The organism is Rhodoblastus sp. 17X3, from assembly GCF_030056575.1.
Classification (GTDB): domain Bacteria; phylum Pseudomonadota; class Alphaproteobacteria; order Rhizobiales; family Beijerinckiaceae; genus Rhodoblastus.
Window position 1 is genome coordinate 1 of the sequence record NZ_JASHHX010000001.1, and the last position, 15,362, is coordinate 15,362.

General features: G+C 60.7%; 16 protein-coding genes and 1 pseudogene. 8 read left to right on the plus strand and 9 right to left on the minus strand.

The window, feature by feature from the left end:
- Nucleotides 1-516: pseudogene (locus QM467_RS00005) on the minus strand (hypothetical protein); the annotation flags it as partial.
- Nucleotides 517-982: 466 nt separating this feature from the next.
- Nucleotides 983-1,303, minus strand: coding sequence for a hypothetical protein (locus QM467_RS00010; RefSeq protein ID WP_283364227.1), 321 nt, complete (start codon nt 1,301-1,303; stop codon nt 983-985).
- Nucleotides 1,304-1,960: 657 nt separating this feature from the next.
- On the opposite strand from QM467_RS00010, the gene QM467_RS00015 reads away from it, so the two are divergent.
- The 5 genes from QM467_RS00015 (at nt 1,961) to QM467_RS00035 (ending at nt 6,325) form a co-directional block, all read left to right on the plus strand.
- On the plus strand, nt 1,961-2,785 hold the full coding sequence (locus tag QM467_RS00015) for a sulfurtransferase/chromate resistance protein (RefSeq protein ID WP_283364228.1): 825 nt from the start codon (nt 1,961-1,963) through the stop codon (nt 2,783-2,785).
- A gap of 195 nt (nt 2,786-2,980) precedes the next feature.
- Nucleotides 2,981-3,577: a superoxide dismutase gene (locus QM467_RS00020; RefSeq protein WP_283364229.1), complete on the plus strand. Its 597-nt coding sequence runs from the start codon at nt 2,981-2,983 to the stop codon at nt 3,575-3,577.
- 57 nt (nt 3,578-3,634) lie between these two features.
- Nucleotides 3,635-4,687, plus strand: coding sequence for a YncE family protein (locus QM467_RS00025; RefSeq protein ID WP_283364230.1), 1,053 nt, complete (start codon nt 3,635-3,637; stop codon nt 4,685-4,687).
- Between the two features lie 7 nt (nt 4,688-4,694).
- Nucleotides 4,695-5,096, plus strand: coding sequence for a hypothetical protein (locus QM467_RS00030; RefSeq protein ID WP_283364231.1), 402 nt, complete (start codon nt 4,695-4,697; stop codon nt 5,094-5,096).
- Nucleotides 5,097-5,134: 38 nt separating this feature from the next.
- The gene (locus QM467_RS00035) at nt 5,135-6,325 is read left to right on the plus strand and encodes an MFS transporter (RefSeq protein ID WP_283364232.1); all 1,191 of its coding nucleotides are present in this window, start codon (nt 5,135-5,137) and stop codon (nt 6,323-6,325) included.
- 241 nt (nt 6,326-6,566) lie between these two features.
- On the opposite strand, the gene QM467_RS00040 is transcribed toward QM467_RS00035, so the two are convergent.
- On the minus strand, nt 6,567-6,884 hold the full coding sequence (locus QM467_RS00040; protein ID WP_283364233.1) for a hypothetical protein: 318 nt from the start codon (nt 6,882-6,884) through the stop codon (nt 6,567-6,569).
- A 21-nt stretch (nt 6,885-6,905) separates the two neighbouring features.
- On the minus strand, nt 6,906-7,433 hold the full coding sequence (locus QM467_RS00045; protein ID WP_283364727.1) for a DUF4142 domain-containing protein: 528 nt from the start codon (nt 7,431-7,433) through the stop codon (nt 6,906-6,908).
- A gap of 63 nt (nt 7,434-7,496) precedes the next feature.
- Between QM467_RS00045 and QM467_RS00050 the strand changes: the two genes are divergently transcribed.
- Nucleotides 7,497-8,330 carry an RNA polymerase sigma factor gene (locus QM467_RS00050; RefSeq protein WP_283364234.1) on the plus strand — a complete coding sequence of 278 codons (834 nt, stop codon included), beginning with the start codon at nt 7,497-7,499 and terminating at the stop codon, nt 8,328-8,330.
- 24 nt (nt 8,331-8,354) lie between these two features.
- Here QM467_RS00050 and QM467_RS00055 read toward each other — a convergent pair whose 3' ends face one another.
- From QM467_RS00055 to QM467_RS00075, 5 genes are all read right to left on the minus strand, one after another.
- Nucleotides 8,355-9,863 (minus strand): GNAT family N-acyltransferase, encoded by a 1,509-nt coding sequence (locus tag QM467_RS00055; protein WP_283364235.1) that lies wholly within the window; start codon nt 9,861-9,863, stop codon nt 8,355-8,357.
- Between the two features lie 67 nt (nt 9,864-9,930).
- Nucleotides 9,931-11,049 (minus strand): ABC transporter permease, encoded by a 1,119-nt coding sequence (locus tag QM467_RS00060; protein ID WP_283364236.1) that lies wholly within the window; start codon nt 11,047-11,049, stop codon nt 9,931-9,933.
- On the minus strand, nt 11,046-11,858 hold the full coding sequence (locus tag QM467_RS00065) for an ABC transporter ATP-binding protein (protein WP_283364237.1): 813 nt from the start codon (nt 11,856-11,858) through the stop codon (nt 11,046-11,048). Before QM467_RS00065 ends, QM467_RS00060 begins: the two co-directional genes overlap by 4 nt.
- A complete protein-coding gene (locus QM467_RS00070) occupies nt 11,818-12,483 on the minus strand; it encodes an ABC transporter substrate-binding protein (protein ID WP_283364238.1) in 666 nt (221 codons plus the stop codon). Before QM467_RS00070 ends, QM467_RS00065 begins: the two co-directional genes overlap by 41 nt.
- A gap of 49 nt (nt 12,484-12,532) precedes the next feature.
- A complete protein-coding gene (locus tag QM467_RS00075; protein ID WP_283364239.1) occupies nt 12,533-12,943 on the minus strand; it encodes a hypothetical protein in 411 nt (136 codons plus the stop codon).
- Between the two features lie 195 nt (nt 12,944-13,138).
- Here QM467_RS00075 and QM467_RS00080 point away from each other — a divergent pair, with 195 nt between their 5' ends.
- Both QM467_RS00080 and QM467_RS00085 read left to right on the plus strand, forming a co-directional pair.
- The gene (locus QM467_RS00080) at nt 13,139-13,831 is read left to right on the plus strand and encodes a response regulator transcription factor (RefSeq protein WP_283364240.1); all 693 of its coding nucleotides are present in this window, start codon (nt 13,139-13,141) and stop codon (nt 13,829-13,831) included.
- Nucleotides 13,812-15,209, plus strand: a complete 1,398-nt coding sequence (locus QM467_RS00085; RefSeq protein ID WP_283364241.1) for a sensor histidine kinase — start codon at nt 13,812-13,814, stop codon at nt 15,207-15,209. Before QM467_RS00080 ends, QM467_RS00085 begins: the two co-directional genes overlap by 20 nt.
- Nucleotides 15,210-15,362 lie beyond the last annotated feature (153 nt).

Here is a 15,362-nt window from a genome sequence, read left to right on the forward strand (position 1 = left end):
CGATAGTTGACGCCGCGCGATCGCAAGATCCGGGGCGTTTTCTTTTTGCGCGGCTCCCGCGCAGGCCGCGAGAATCGCCGCGAGGTCGCCGTGAAGAATAGCGTCGTGCTCCTTGGCTTCCGCGCGAGGGTGAAGGTCGATCCGATCGATCATCGAACGGATAAGATCCATGGCCTCGACCCGGTCCGGCCCCTCTAGGATCGCTTCCAGTCGTTCGACCTTACGGCGGTAAAGCTCCGGCAGGTTCGGGTTCGCAAGGATCGTCATCTCGGTCTCGGCCGCCGCAACGTCACCGACATCGAGCGCCTGGCGTTCATTCTGAAGGGTCTTCAGCCGTTCCTTCATGGAAGGTTCGTAAAGGCCATTCTCGATCGCCCGCATCATTCCGGATATCTTGCGATCGATCTCCGCGCATTTACGCGCTCGTTTTGCGTCATTTGCCTTGCGTGCACGGCGCAGGGAGGCGACTTGGTCCTGCATCGCCTTGATGAACTCCGTGACGAGATCGGGCGCCAAAAGCCTTTCCTTGAGCCCGTCAAAAACGCGCGCCTCAATTTCTTGCCGTGTGATCGTGCGATTGTTGTCGCAGGCTCCCTTCTGCTTTCGCGTGGCGCAGCCGTAGCGGTTCTTGCCAATGATCGTGTATCCGCATGGTCAAGGATTAGGGAGGGCTTATTTGGCGGCCAAGAAGGGGGCGGACCAGCAGGGAGGACGAATGACGCCTTTCCGCGGAAAGCGTCCATCGCCGAAGCGGCGGCATGCGGCTCGAAGCCGACTTTCCCAAACAAGCCCGCGACGGTCTCAAGTTGACCCGTTCCGGTCGTCCGTCGATATCACCTGGTGCAGCAATTGTTAGCGGAAAGCTGACTTTATCAATTGACGGGCGACATCGGTTAGCCTGACCCGCTTCTACAACGTGGCAAGTCCCGCTTTCCGCGACGATTGTACTCGATTGGCAAACAACCAATGCACGACGGTATGGCTAAATCCCCGATCCGCTGTCCTCGCTCAGGAAGGGAGGCTCAGGCAAATCGGCATCCAAAAGAGCAGCGCGGCGCGTCGGAAAATTCGTCGGCAGCGGCATCCAGAAAACCAACTCCGTATCAGTATAGACGAACTGGCATTCCGCATCCGAATCCACTGCGATCCAGCAGTCGTCGCTCGAATGCTTTGGACGTCCCCATTTGACGACATCGACTTCGCCCGCCCCTTGCTCCGAGGCGCGAATGATCACGAGAAGCCGCGCGCCGTCCCTTGGTGCTGTGGCGATGGGCCGCCACGTACCGAAATCTGTTCCGCTCATCGCTAGATCCCTTCGAGGCTTTCAAAGTCGCACGAAGCTTATGAAATTAGATAGGACGCGCAAGACCCTTGTGCTGGATCTTAAGCCGCAAAGGGCCGGAGCGCTGAAACGCGGCCAGTTGTTAGCTGACTGCTTCGCGGACTGCGCCGATATCTTCGATCGCAAGGAAAGCGCCGAAGTCAGTTCTGGCCGAATAATATGTCAGTGCTGAACGGCGCCGATTTGATCGGTTCACGGCCCTTCGTTCCCGCAGGCGCTATCAAATCCATTCGTTGGAATTGAGGGGATGTTGCCGTTTGTGATCGTTTCCGTCGATGAGGTCGCACGATCGCTTTTTGCTGAAGGCGGGGGTCGGTTCGACCATAGCCGAACTCACCAGGGTCGATGGCGCCGAGCAGCGGCTTTGACAATGGCGTCGAGGCTCCAAAAAACGCCATCGGAACGCCAGGCCAGAGATGGGAGCGGTCATTCGGGCAAATGGAGCCCCTTTAACATATTTGTCCCACGACCAGCAGAAGCGGGCGCTTTGGGCGAGGGAGGGACCAATATTGACAAATGCGCGGCGTGGAGTTCTATTCCGCGCCATGGGGAACGCGGTCTCCCCACGAGGCGACATGCCGAAGAATCGCGTCCCGCTCTTTAAGCCGAGGACGCTGCATGTCTGCCTATACGACGATATCTCCCGATAAGCTCTCGCGCCTGCTGGGCTCGCCCAAGGGGCCCACTCTGATCGATACCCGCCAGGAAGCGGAATTCGCCTCCGACCCGCGCCTAATTCCCGGTGCAGTCCGTCGAGACGCCGGCGCCATCCCGCTCTGGGGGCGAACTCTCGCAGGAACGGCGACGATCGTGATCGGCCAACGAGGGGCGGATCGCAGCCACGGCGTCGCGGCCTGGCTTCGTCACGAGGGCGTGCGCGCCGAGACGCTGGAAGGAGGCCATGAGGCCTGGGCGGCGGCAGGTTTGCCGCTGGTTCCCGAAATGAAATTGCCCCCGCGCGACGTGCAAGGCCGCACCATCTGGGTGACGCGCGCGAGGCCGAAGGTCGACCGGATAGCCTGTCCCTGGCTGATCCGCCGCTTCGTCGATCCCAACGCCGTGTTTCTCTTCGTTCCCCCAGCGGACGTTCTCGGCGTGGCCGAAACGTTCCAGGCGGCGCCCTTCGATGTCGAAGGCGTGTTCTGGTCGCATCGCGGCGCCAATTGCGTCTTCGACGCGATGGTCGACGAACTCGGCCTCAAAACGGAGCCGCTGTTGCGGCTGGCGGCCATAGTGCGCGGCGCAGACACCGCGCGGCTCGATCTCGTTCCCGAGGCCGCCGGACTGCTCGCGGCCTCGCTCGGCCTGTCGCGCCTTCACGCGGACGATCTGGACCAGCTTGAAGCCGGGCTCGCGCTTTACGACGCCTTCTACCGTTGGTGTCGCGACGCCGTCGACGAATCGCACGCCGCGCACGCCGCCGCGCCCGGGAAAAGGAAATGACGGAATTGACGACGCTGCTGCTTCTAACCGGGTGGCCGCATATTCGCCGCAGTTGGAGGAACTGCCATGCCACATCCAATCGAACGTCGAAGCTTTTTGCAGGGCGCCGGAGCGCTTTCGGGGGCCGCAATCCTCGCCGTCAACGCTGAAGCCTCCGCTCGCGCTGAAACTGTGTCCATTCATGGGAAGAAGCCGATGTCCTATGAACCAAAACCGATGTCTTTCGACCCCAAAAACGTCAAAGGCATTTCAGATAAAGTCCTCGTCAGCCATTACGAGAACAATTACCTTGGCGCGGTGAAGCGCCTCAACGCCATCGGCGTGCAACTGGCGGAACTCGATTTCGTTAAGGCGCCGAATTTTATCGTCAACGGCCTCAAGCGCGAAGAACTCATCGCCCTGAATTCAATGATCTTGCATGAGGCCTATTTCGACAGCCTCGGCGGCGGCGGCGCGCCCTTGGACGCGCTCGCCGACGCGATCGACCGCGACTTCGGCAGTTTAGATCGCTGGCGCTCGGAATTTTCCGCGATGGGCAAGGCCGAGGGCGGCGGGTCCGGATGGGTCATCCTCGCTTTTTCTCCGCGCGACAAGAGGTTGGTCAATCAATGGGCCGCCGACCACACGACGACGATCGCCGGCGGTCGGCCAATTCTCGTACTCGATATGTACGAGCACGCCTATCACATGGATTATGGAGCGAAAGCTGGCGCCTATGTCGACGCCTTCATGGAGGCGATCCGCTGGGACAACGCCGCCAAGCTCTTCGACCAATATAGCCGCGAGGAGTGAGCCCGACGCCGTGCTCCTCTTCGCTGCGATCGAAAGGCGCCGCTGGACGACGATCCCATGAAACCTCACTCAGGCTACGTTGTTGGCGCGCCGGCCCTTATGCTGGCCGCCGCGGCTGCGTGCTTCCCGATCTGCGTGCTGTTCGCGACCGATGTGGCGACGGCGCTTGGCCTCGGCGAAGCTCCCGCCGCGACAGTTCCGGAATTGACCCTGGCGGAAGCTATTCCGCTCGGCGCGGTCAAAGGCCGACTCGACCATATGGCCATCGATTTGCGCCGCGGACGGCTGTTTGTCGCGGAACTGGCGAACAACTCCCTCGCCGTCATCGACTTGAAGGCGGGCAAATTGGCTCAGCGGATAAAAGGACTGAGCGAGCCGCAGGGCGTCGCTTATGCGCCGGAAACGGATCGCTTGTTCATCGCCAATGGCGGCACGGGCGTCGTCCAGATGCGCAAGGGCGATGATCTCGCGCTCATCCGGGAAATCGCCTTGGGCGAGGATGCCGACAATATCCGCTTGGACGGTCCTGACAGGGTCATCGTCGGTTATGGCGGCGGCGCCCTCGCAGTGCTCGACGCGGCAAGCAGCGAGAAAACCACGGACATTCCGCTTGCGGCGCATCCTGAGGCTTTTCTGCCCGAGCCGGGCGGCGACCGCATTTTTGTCAATGAGCCGCGCGTCTTGCGGACCGCCGTGATCGCGCGCGCGTCCAGACAGGAGACGGCGCACTGGGGCGCGCCGGGCGCGGCGGCCAATTTTCCGATGGCGCTGGACGTGAAGGGGCGCCGGCTATTCATCGTCTACCGCTTGCCAGCCCTGATCGCAGCCATCGACACAAGCAGCGGCGCGCTTTCGAGCCAGTTCGCAACCTGCCGCGACGCCGACGACGTCTTTCACGACGCCGCGCGCGACCGCGTTTACGTTATCTGCGGCGAAGGCGCGATCGCCGTGCTCGACGCCAGCCATGGCGGCCTTCGAAGCCAGTCGCTGCTGCAAACCCGCTCTGGCGCGCGCACCGGCCTGTTTGCGCCTGAACGCGACCGTTTGTTCGTCGCCGTTCCAGCCCATGCGGGCCGACCAGCCGAAATCCGGGCCTATCGGCCGAAATGACGCGCTCTTGGGCGCGGAACAGCAACCAAGTGGGAACGAATTGATCGCAATGCGGAAAATGACCGGAATGGGGCTATTCGCCACGAGCCTCATAGTCTGCTCTGCGGCCTTCGGCGCTTCACCGCAGAGCGAAGGGTTTCGACAGCTTACAGGTCCCCAAATCACGCAGGCGCTCGTCGGCAGGACGTTTTCCGATGACATCCATTTCTCCTTTCGCTATCGCCCCAAGGGCGTGATCGAGGGGATGAGCATGGGCCGCAAAGTCACGGACAAATGGGTGATCCAGGGCAATCGCCTCTGCGTGACCGACAGTTTTGGTCAGAGCTGCTATGTCGTCTGGAAGAAGGGCGCCGCGGTGAAGCTCGTCGTCGAAGGGACGGAAGTCATACTCGACGGTTTTGTGCGGTGACCAAACAACGAGCAACAAGCGGCTCCCGATTGCAACCAATGGGCGCGCCGCTAACGCTTCTCTTTTTGGCGCGTGGAACGCGCGACTTCGGCGATGGCTTCGTCGCGGTGCTGCTGCCGCTTCACCTGCTGCGCCTCGGCTTTTCGGCATTCGAAGTCGGCGCGCTGGCGGGGACGGCGCTGCTCGGTTCCGCCTTGCTCACCTTGGCGATCGGCCATCTTGGAACGCGCCATGATCTCCGGCGCTTGCTGCTCTGCGCCGCCGGCCTGATGACGGCGACCGGTCTGGCCCTGTCGCTTGTCGACGCCTACGCGCCCCTGCTCGTCGTCGCCTTTGTCGGGACCATCAACCCCTCCGGCGGCAGCGCCAGCGCCTTCGTCCCGATCGAACACGCCGTCATGACGCGCGAGGCGACGGACGCGGATCGCACGCGGGTGTTCGCCCGCTATAGCCTCGTCGGGGCCTTGGCCGGGGCCGGAGGCGCTCTCGCCGCGTCGCTGCCCGACTTTCTCGTCAGAGCTGGCGCGTCGGAGCCATCCGCCACAAAAGCGATGTTCCTTCTTTATGCGGCGCTCGGGCTTGGCGGCGGTCTTCTCTATGCTTGCGTTCCGCGCCGCCCGCCGCCGCCCGAACAGGCGGCAGGCGCAGCGCTCGGTCCGTCGCGCAAGATCGTCTACAAGCTCGCCGCCTTGTTCAGCCTCGACGCTTTCGCTGGCGGCTTTGTCGTTCAGTCCCTGTTGGCTCTTTGGCTATTCCAGCGTTTCGATCTGTCGCTTTCTCAAGCCAGCCTGTTCTTCTTCTGGACCGGCGTGCTCTCCGCATTCTCGTTTCCGGTCGCCGCATGGCTGGCGGCCCGCATCGGCCTCGTCAATACGATGGTGTTCACCCACATTCCGTCGAGCGCCTGCCTCATCGCAGCCGCCTTCGCGCCGTCGTTGCCCTTGACCCTGGGGCTGTTGCTGGCGCGAGCGGCGCTCTCGCAGATGGACGTGCCGACACGCTCATCCTATGTCATGGCCGTGGTCACCCCGCCTGAACGCGCGGCCGCCGCGAGCTTCACTTCTGTTCCGCGCAGCCTCGCCTCATCGCTGAGCCCGGCGCTCGCCGGCGCGCTTTTCGCCTTGTCCTGGCCGGCGGCGCCGCTCGTCATCTGCGGCAGCCTCAAGATCGTCTATGACCTCTTGCTGCTGCGCCAATTCCGGCATCTGAAACCGCCAGAGGAATCTTGAGTTCGACATGGCGCATGGTGAAAGCGCGACCTCCCGATGTTCAACTTGGCGATCGACTGCAAACTGAGACGCCGCGATCTTGCCTGCCTGAAAATCGACGATTGGTGTATTGGCGGCAGACTGCGCGACCGCGCGACGATCATCCAAAATTGACGGAAAGTGCGGTTCAATTCGAACGCACGTAACAGACCCCTCGAAATTGGAGAGAATCGGCGAGCGCCACGCAAAGGTCTCCTTCGGTTCAGGGGGCAATATTCAGCGCGCCTTTCATTCCAGGATGAAAGCGACAAAAGTAATGGATGTCGCCTTCTCGCTTGAGCATAGTCCTGCCTTTCGCACCGGGCGGCAGGTCAATATCGAAACTGCCGTCCGTGGCGGTCGCTGTATGCCGGAAGATATCGGCGTTGTTCCATTCAATGACGTCGCCGACCCGCAGTCCCTCTGGCGCCTCGCCATAGGCGAGATGATTCACGACGATCGAATGCACCGACGGATCAGCCGTCGCGCCGCCCGTCGCGATCAAGGCTACGAGCGAGGCTGTCAGCGTCCTTGTGACCATAGATTTGATCATGCAAGCAACCTATTTCAGCTCGCCAACGAGATGTTCGGCGTGCTTTTCATGTTCCGTAAAAAGCTTCAATCCAGTCTCCAGGAGTCCCTTCAGTTCGGTGTTTTTCGCTGAAGGAATCAAGCTGCCGGCAAGGGCGCCGTTGACAGTCTTGTGATAGGCGACTTCGTTCTCGGCATAGGCCTTGTCGAAAGCGGAACCGCTCAGCTTAGCCAATTCCCCTCTTTTCTTGTCGGCCCCTTGCACGAGGGATTGACTGGTGGCGTTGTCCTCGGGCTTGACATTGAGCTTCTTGACCAGCGCAAGCGCCTGATTATTGACGGCCGCATGATCTCTGGCCATTTCTTCCGCGAATGCGCGGACGTCTTTATCCTTCGACTTCTGCAGCGCCTGGTTCGCCGCCTCAATGTCGATCTGTCCCGCAGTATAGGCGATGTGAGCGATTTGCGGGTCGGTTAGCGGTGAAGGCGATTGCGCTTGCGCGCCGATCGCCAAAGCGCACAGGGCCGCGCCCGCGAGGATGCTTCGTGCATGGATCATGGTTGTTCTCCTTGGGGAGACGGAGGCCAACAAGCTCCGCCCCTTTTTGACGGCGGCCATTGGATGCCGGTCCTGAAAAAAGGTTCCCGGGAACTTTTTCCCGGCGCGACCGTCAATTCTCTGACGGACGCTGCGGCGCGCTTTTTTGTGCGTCGCGGGCGGATCAACATCGCAGGCCAGGCAGTTCGGAGCATTCAAATGAAAGAAAGCACGACCCGGGCCACGATTCTTGACGCCGTATCAGACATCGAACTGTTGGCGCGCACGGGAGCCGGCGACACGCAAGCATTTGTCGCGTTGATGCAGCGGCACAATCGCCGCCTTTATCGGGTCGCGAGAGCGGTGGCGGGCAATGACGTCGAGGCCGAGGACATTGTCCAGGCGGGCTGGACGCATGCCTTTGCGGCCGCAGGCGGCTTTCGCGGCGAATCCCAGGCGTCGACCTGGCTCGTGCGGATTGTCCTCAACGAAGCTTTCGGGCGGCGAAGGAAGCAACGTCCCATGATCGAGATCGAAAAGCTGGATGACCGATTGGAGGCCGAGGTCATCGCCTTCCCTTCAAACCGAAGCAATCCGGAAACAGACGCCGAACGGGCGCAGATCCGTAAAATGCTCGAAAAAGCCATCGACGACCTTCCGCCGCCGTTTCGTACGGTCTTCATGATGCGCGCCGTCGAGGACATGACCATCGATGAGGTGGCCGCCGCGCTGAATTTACCGCAGGCCACAGTAAAGACCCGGCTGCATCGCGCTCGCGCCAGGCTCAGATGGACGCTCGAACAACGCGTCGGAGCCAACCTGAACGAAGCGTTCTCATTCGAGGGCGCGAGGTGCCGCAGGATCACAGAACGAGTCTTGGCCGCGCTTGCGCTCACAACGCCGGATGGAGCCCCATGAATTTCCGACTGATTGCAAAGTTCTTCATCCGGCAGGATATGAACCAGGATCTCGCCGCTGGACAAGTTCCTGTCCGAAAAGGAATGGATCCCCGAGGGCGTTAAACAGTCCAATTTTTTCCGCCATTTTATCGATTAGCCCTGTTAACAGCGGAGACAATCGCTGTGCCGAGGAACAACAGAGCACGCTGATAGCGTCGCGATATTTTTCGCAGTAAACGGGGCCGATTCCGGCGATCGGCGCCATGCCGAGCCGGGTCAGCATCCTGTCTTGACGATCTCTTGTTCCCGCGCCGCAAATCGCGAAGCCATGCAACGTGCCGGAAGCTTTCCCGATAGCGTCAGCAACGGCGGCCGATGCCGCCGCCAACTGAACGCTCAGTCCGAAATCGCGATTTTTCGCGCGATATTCAGGGTCGACGACCCATCTCCCGATTTCCACAATTTCATCGTGTCTTGCTCCCAATATTCGCAGCATCTGCGAAAACATTTCCGCGCCGAGAGTTTTTTCGGTGAGACACGCGGGTCCATCACGATCGAGGTGATAGAGCCGCACGCAACCGACGAGTTTGGACCCGTCATAGGCCAGGACATGAAAGGCGTGGCGATCAATTGGATCAGGATCGAGAAAGGCGCCGGCCGGAGTCCTGAACGCCGGCCGGCGGCCGCCTTCGTAAAAAGCCTTCCCGCGAAGAGCCCTGACCTCTGCGAGCCAATCGAGAGTTGACCTGTTATTGTCCCGATCCAGTTTCCAACCGGGCGGCTCTTTCAGCCGCCAGCTGAGCGACGCGCGAGGGACGCAATGGCTTTGGGCGCCCTTCGCTTGCATATCGGCGAGCCGCACGCAGTCGCCAAGAAAGCTTGGATAAGCCACTAGAGACGCATCACCCGCTGCTGCGAGCGCGGAAAGACTCCAGGGCGCGCGCTCGATCAGATCGTTCAGCGCTCGCGCATTGAGGGCCGTGTGGGCGCCATCCAGAATGATGTGCTTCGTGATAAAACTAAGGCAGGAAATAATGTCGGGACCGAGCAATTCGATGCAACGCCCCACAACCAGCTGGCCGTAACGCAAGGGCAGCATCTCGATTTCATATTCGATCGCGACCTGAGCGAATGGCGTTTCGCCCGCGATGTTTTCTTCGTGCATCTGGCAATATGTCATGACGCCGGGGCTGGGCGCCTGATCGAGCATGTCATCGGCGTCCACGGAGGGCGCGTGGGTTGCGTTCCATCGCGCGGCGAGAGACCGCAGATCGGCGATCATCAAGAGGTGATGATCAGCCTCCGCGGAGGCATGACGGGCCAATGCGCGTCCGACCTGCGTGAACCCGATCTGCTCGCAACGAACGCCCGCACGGCGAATCCAGCCCTCTACCGGCTGAGTCATATGCGCGCCCAAGGCGCAGAAATTCATCAGGAACAGTTCCGCGCGGGTCGCATCCTCCATTGCCTGCAGGCTTTTCACGCCAAAGCTTTCGTCGAAGCGTTGGCGAGCGGGGGCGAGAAGAATTTCGTAGTCTGACAAAGACGCCATTTCATTCTCTCCTCTCGTTTTGCGAGCAGTGTGTCCGGGGCGGTCGCCTCGCCGCGACGGCCAGGATTCAAGGTCTCCGCAGCGCCTCCGCCGGGCTCATCGACGCCGCGCGCCAGGCAGGATAAAGCGATCCGACCGCGCAGAGGGCGATCGACGCCAGCAGCGTCGGCGGCGTCATCGAGAGGCTGGGGTGAAAAGATAAAATATCGCCAATGGCCGGGAGGTATTTGAACAGCAGGGATATGGCGTAGGACAGCGGAATCCCGATGATACAGCCCGCTATCCCGATCAGGACGCCCTCGAACACGATCGACGCCATTGTTCGCGCCCTGGACCATCCGATCGCCGATAGGATTCCGATCTCCCGCGTACGCTCCTGCACCGCCATCAGCAGTGAATTGAGGACGCTCAGCCCCCCCATCGTGAGCGCGATCAGCGATACCGATCGCGATATGGCCTTCATGACCAGAAGATTGCGGTCGCGCTGGAGCAATTGATCTGTCGGCGTGGCGAATAGCAAATCCATTCGCCCGATCTCCGACTTGATCGCCTCGATCGCAGCCGGCGGAAGCGTCGGCTGTAGCTTGATCTCAAACATCGTGACCTGATTTTGCCTGTAGGCGATCTCCTGCATTTCGGACAAGGCCATGTAGATCATCGAGCGGTTGAGCGCGGACTGATAACTCGCGATCCCGACGACGCGGAACCTTGTGTCGAGGATGTCGAGCGTGTCTCCGACATCCTTGTGCAATGCTTCCGCTGCTCCCGCCCCAAGGACGACGCCCCTACCTTCGTGCGGCCCGGGAACATGGCCGCTGGCGATTGGCATTCCTTTCCAGAAGAAGCTGTCTGCGGCCCAGCCGGTCAGGACTTTCTGTTGATCGTGATCCACCGGCGCATACATCAAGAGCTCGCCTGCGACAGCCTTGACGCCGTGGAGCGACGCAAGCTTGTTCTGGACATCTTCGGCAATGAAGCCGGAAAAAATATCGGAGGCGTTGCGTGAGAGAACGGTGAGATCGGCGCCGCGCTCATCCACCCCTTCTGCGACGCCACGGCTGACGCTGTCTGCAAGCGCGACCAAACTCAGAGCAGAGGCGACAGCGAGGCCGACGCTGAACGAGACGACCGCCGTACGCGTGGCTCTTCGTTGCAGGTTGCGAAGCGCGAGCGTGAACAGATTCACGGCGATGTCCCCATCGTTCGTTGCTGACGCGCTTTCCCAATTTCAACGGCCGCCAGCGGTGCGCTCGAGTCGTCGACAATGCGCCCATCCATGATCGTGACGCGGCGGCGACAACGCCCGGCGAGATTTTCGTCATGGGTCGCAATGACCAGAGCCATGCAGTGCGTTTGCTGGATTTCCAGCAGGAGCTCCGTGATCGATGCGGCATTGGCGGAATCGAGGTTGCCTGTCGGCTCGTCTGCGAGCAGCAGGGCCGGCGTGTTCGCCAGACTTCTGGCGATCGCGACGCGCTGACGCTCGCCACCTGATAGAGCCGCCGGAAGGTGGCGCATGCGCGCTTCCAATCCAACCCTCGCCAGCAGTTCGGCGGCGCGGCGCCGGCGCTCGCGCGAAGAGCGTCCATCCATCAGCGCCAATTCGACATTTTCCATCGCGGTTAATGTCGGCAGCAGATAAAATTCCTGGAACACGATGCCGATATGGCGCCCGCGAAGTCTTCGCCACCCACGCTGGTCGCACACTTCTTCCTCGCGCCAAAAGACTTTGCCGGTCGTCGCTTCGTCGCAGCCGGACAGCATATGAATGAGAGAGCTCTTGCCGCTGCCGCTCTTGCCCAAGAGGGCGATGCAGTCGCTCGCATAGGTCGAGAGGCTTACGTCGCATAATGCGACAACCGCGCCGTCATCAAATTTGCGGCTGACATTCTCGAGGCGGATCAACGGAGACAAAGCCGTCATATCGAAAGGTCTCTCAAACACGATCCCGCATTTAGCGGCCCAGCATCTCCGTCGCGACGTCAATGTCGTCATTGTTGCGGCCGAGAAGAGCCTTCGTTTCGTTCCGCAGTGAAATGACCGCGCTGCGACCATCGACCACGACATCCACTGCCTGTGCTTTTCCGACGCCGTGAAGACGCCAGATAATCATGTGGGCCGGCTTGCTGGAACGCGTGGCGAGGAGACGCGCGCTGTCCTCGCCCCGCTTCAATCCAAGCAATTCGAGAAGGTTTCCCTCGGCCCCCTGGTTTTGCCGAATACAATCGCGGATCGCCCATCGTCGCGCAGCCGCGCGAAAGGCGACGCGCTGCTGGGGCGACATGCGGACCCAGACCGGTCCCGTCGCGCTCTGGGCGACGGCGTCCATATTGATCGCCGTCGTCACAATCCGATCGCAAGCGTGATGGGTCTGCGCTGCAGGATGGGCTGCGGATTCCGTGATGATCCTATTGATGGTGGCGAGAAATTCGGCGTCCTGCGGATCAATCTCAGCCGCAGCGGCGCTGAAGCGTGCGGACGATCCCACGACGACGCCTACGCCAATCGCGGCTGCCAGGGCGAACGACGCCCAGTGACCGGCCTTTGAGCGCCAACAGCTCCGTCCAGGCATCGTCAAGCCTCTGATCGTGAGCACGGACATAGTCGATTTCACCTGCACACGAGCGCCGGCGTCCGAAGGAAGCCTGGGTCATCGCCGGTCGGGCGGCTCAATAGCCGTAGTCATTACAAATGTTGGCCCATTGCCAGCCGTAATAAGTCCATATGCGGCGCCAGCACGTATCCCCATAATAGCCTGCGCCGACAAAGGGCGCGCCGACGAACACGACATTGTTGAAACGGTGATGCCGCCGGAAGGCGAAATTATGGAAGGCGACGCGCTGGTGAACAAATGGCGCTCCGGCTCTTGGGCCAAACGCCATGCCCCCGCGAAATCCGCCGCCGCCAAAATGCGCCGGGCCGCCACGCATCGCGCCGAAGCCGCCGCCGCCGAAATGCATTCCGCCGCCGTGCATGCCCCCAAAGCCCCCGCCGCCGCGGAACGCCGCAGCCGGCGCCGCAACCATCATCGCCCCGCCGAGCGCCGCAGCGGCCAAGCCAATCAACCGTCGGTTTTTCATGATCCGATCCTCGATAAGCGAGACGGGCGCACCGGCGCTCCAAGATCGCGGGATCCGATGGAACCAGAATAGTCAAATTATTTCAAATGACTAATGCGACAGTTTCTGACAAAAAAGTTAGTTTTCGGATGTCTATTGTTGTGACAGGATCATCATCGCAAGCAGCTTCCGGCGCAAACTTAGAGATGCCGCGAAATGATCGGCAAACCATCACGCATTCTTGTCATTGAAGACGACTGCGAGACGGCTGAGCAGCTCGTGGATTCGCTTGCGACGCATGGCTACGAAGTCGACCTCGCCCTCGACGGCGATCAAGGTCTGAAGCTCGGTCGTTCAGTCAATTACGCCGCAATGACGATAGACCGCATGCTCCCGGGCATTGACGGAATTTCACTGATCCGACTGCTGAGGGACGAGGGTGTTTTCACGCCCGCCCTGATCGTGAGCGCACTTGGCGAGGTTGACGATCGCGTACGCGGCCTGCGCGCTGGCGGAGACGATTATCTCGTCAAGCCCTTCGCCTTCGCGGAACTACTTGCGCGTGTCGAGGCCCTCTTGCGTCGAAGTGAAAGCCCCGGCAAGGAAATCGTCTTGCGCGTCGGCGACCTTGAGCTCGACCTGGTGTCGCGGGAAGTCACCCGCCGCAACCAGAAGATCGACTTGCTGCCAAGAGAGTTTCAGGTGCTTGAATTTCTCGTGCGCAATCAGGGCCATGTCGTCCCACGGGCGATGCTTCTGCAACATGTGTGGGATCTGCATTTCGACCCCATGACCAACATCATCGACGTCTATGTTGGCCGCGTGCGCCGGAAGATCGAGGCCGGTCAAGCATATCCACTCATTCACACCATAAGGGGCGTAGGCTTCTGTGTCCGAGCTCCTGGCTAAAACGCTTCGATCCTCGACATTCCGGCAGGCCCTCGCTGCGATCCTGATCTTTGGCGCGGTCGTCGTCGGGCTATTCGCTTATGTCTTTTGGGCGACGACGAATTATGTCCTGGATCACTCGACGCGCGCGACCGAAACCGAGATGGGCGAGTTGCGGGACGTCTTTGTGACGAAGGGGCGAGATGCGTTGATCGCCGCACTGTCGCAAAAAGCCTCCGTCCCGGCATCCAAAAGCAATGTCTATCTGCTCGCCGATCCGTCTTTTGCGCCTGTTGCCGGCAATCTCGCTGGGTGGCCGCCGTCCGCGAAAACATCGGTCGGATGGGTGGAATTCAGAATGCGTAATGGCGCGCCTTTGTTGGGCGCCGTCGCCGCGACGCTGCCCGATGGCAGCCACCTGCTTGTCGGTCGGGACATTGCCGAGCTCGACCGTTTCACCGAAAAAATCAAGGCGGCCTTTGTTTTCAGCCTGGCGTTCATTTTCGCGCTTGCAGTTTTCGCCAGCGTGGCTGTGACGCGGCGAACGGTGGGGCGCATCGAGGCTGTCAATGCGACCAGCCGCGCCATCATGCAATGCGGTCTGGGTCAGCGAATTCCGCTGCGCGGGACACATGACGAATGGGATGAACTGGCTGCAAACCTCAATCGGTCGCTCGACCGCATCGAAGAATTGATGGAGCAAGTGAAACAGGTGAGCGACAATGTGGCGCATGATCTCCGTACGCCGCTCGCCCGCATGCGCGGACGGCTCGAAAAAGCATACCATGGGGAGCGCGAAGCCGCGCGCGACCAGTCCGTGATTGGGGAAGCTATCATCGAACTCGATGGCGTCCTGCGCATGTTCGCCTCGCTTACGCGAATTTCCCAAATCGAAGCAAATGAAGGATCGACGCCGCTTCGGCCGGTCAACTTGTTCGCCATAGCGAATGAGGTCGTCGAATTATTCGACGCCGCCGCCGAAGAATCCGGAGTTCATCTCAAAGTCATTGGAGATCCCGACGTCGTCGCGATGGGCGACCGAGATCTCCTGTTCGACGCCGTCGCCAATCTCGTCGACAACGCCGTCAAGCATGGTCGCCCCAAGGGCCAGGTGTCGGTGGAAGTCAAAAAAAGCGACGGCGATTCGGTTGTTTCCGTCGCCGACGACGGACCGGGAATTCCATTATCCGAACATCAGCATGTTTTCGAGCGCTTCTACAGGCTCGAGCGAAGCCGCCAAAGCCCGGGCAACGGGTTAGGCCTCAGCCTCGTCGCCGCGGTCGCGCGTCTTCATGGGGCGCGTGTCGAACTTATCGACAAAGCGCCGGGACTTGTCGTGCGACTTAAGCTTCAACAATCCGGCGAGTTGCGTCCTTTCAGTTCGGAAGGCGCCGGCTGATTCAAAAATGGACGTCAAGGCGAAACCGGTCAGATCATCTTGCCGATAAGTATTTCCACGTTTTCGTGATCCAAATTCGGATATTCCGAAACTAACAATTTTGTCAGAATCTGTCGAATTAGTCATTTGAAAATACACGTGTTTTCTGCCTGA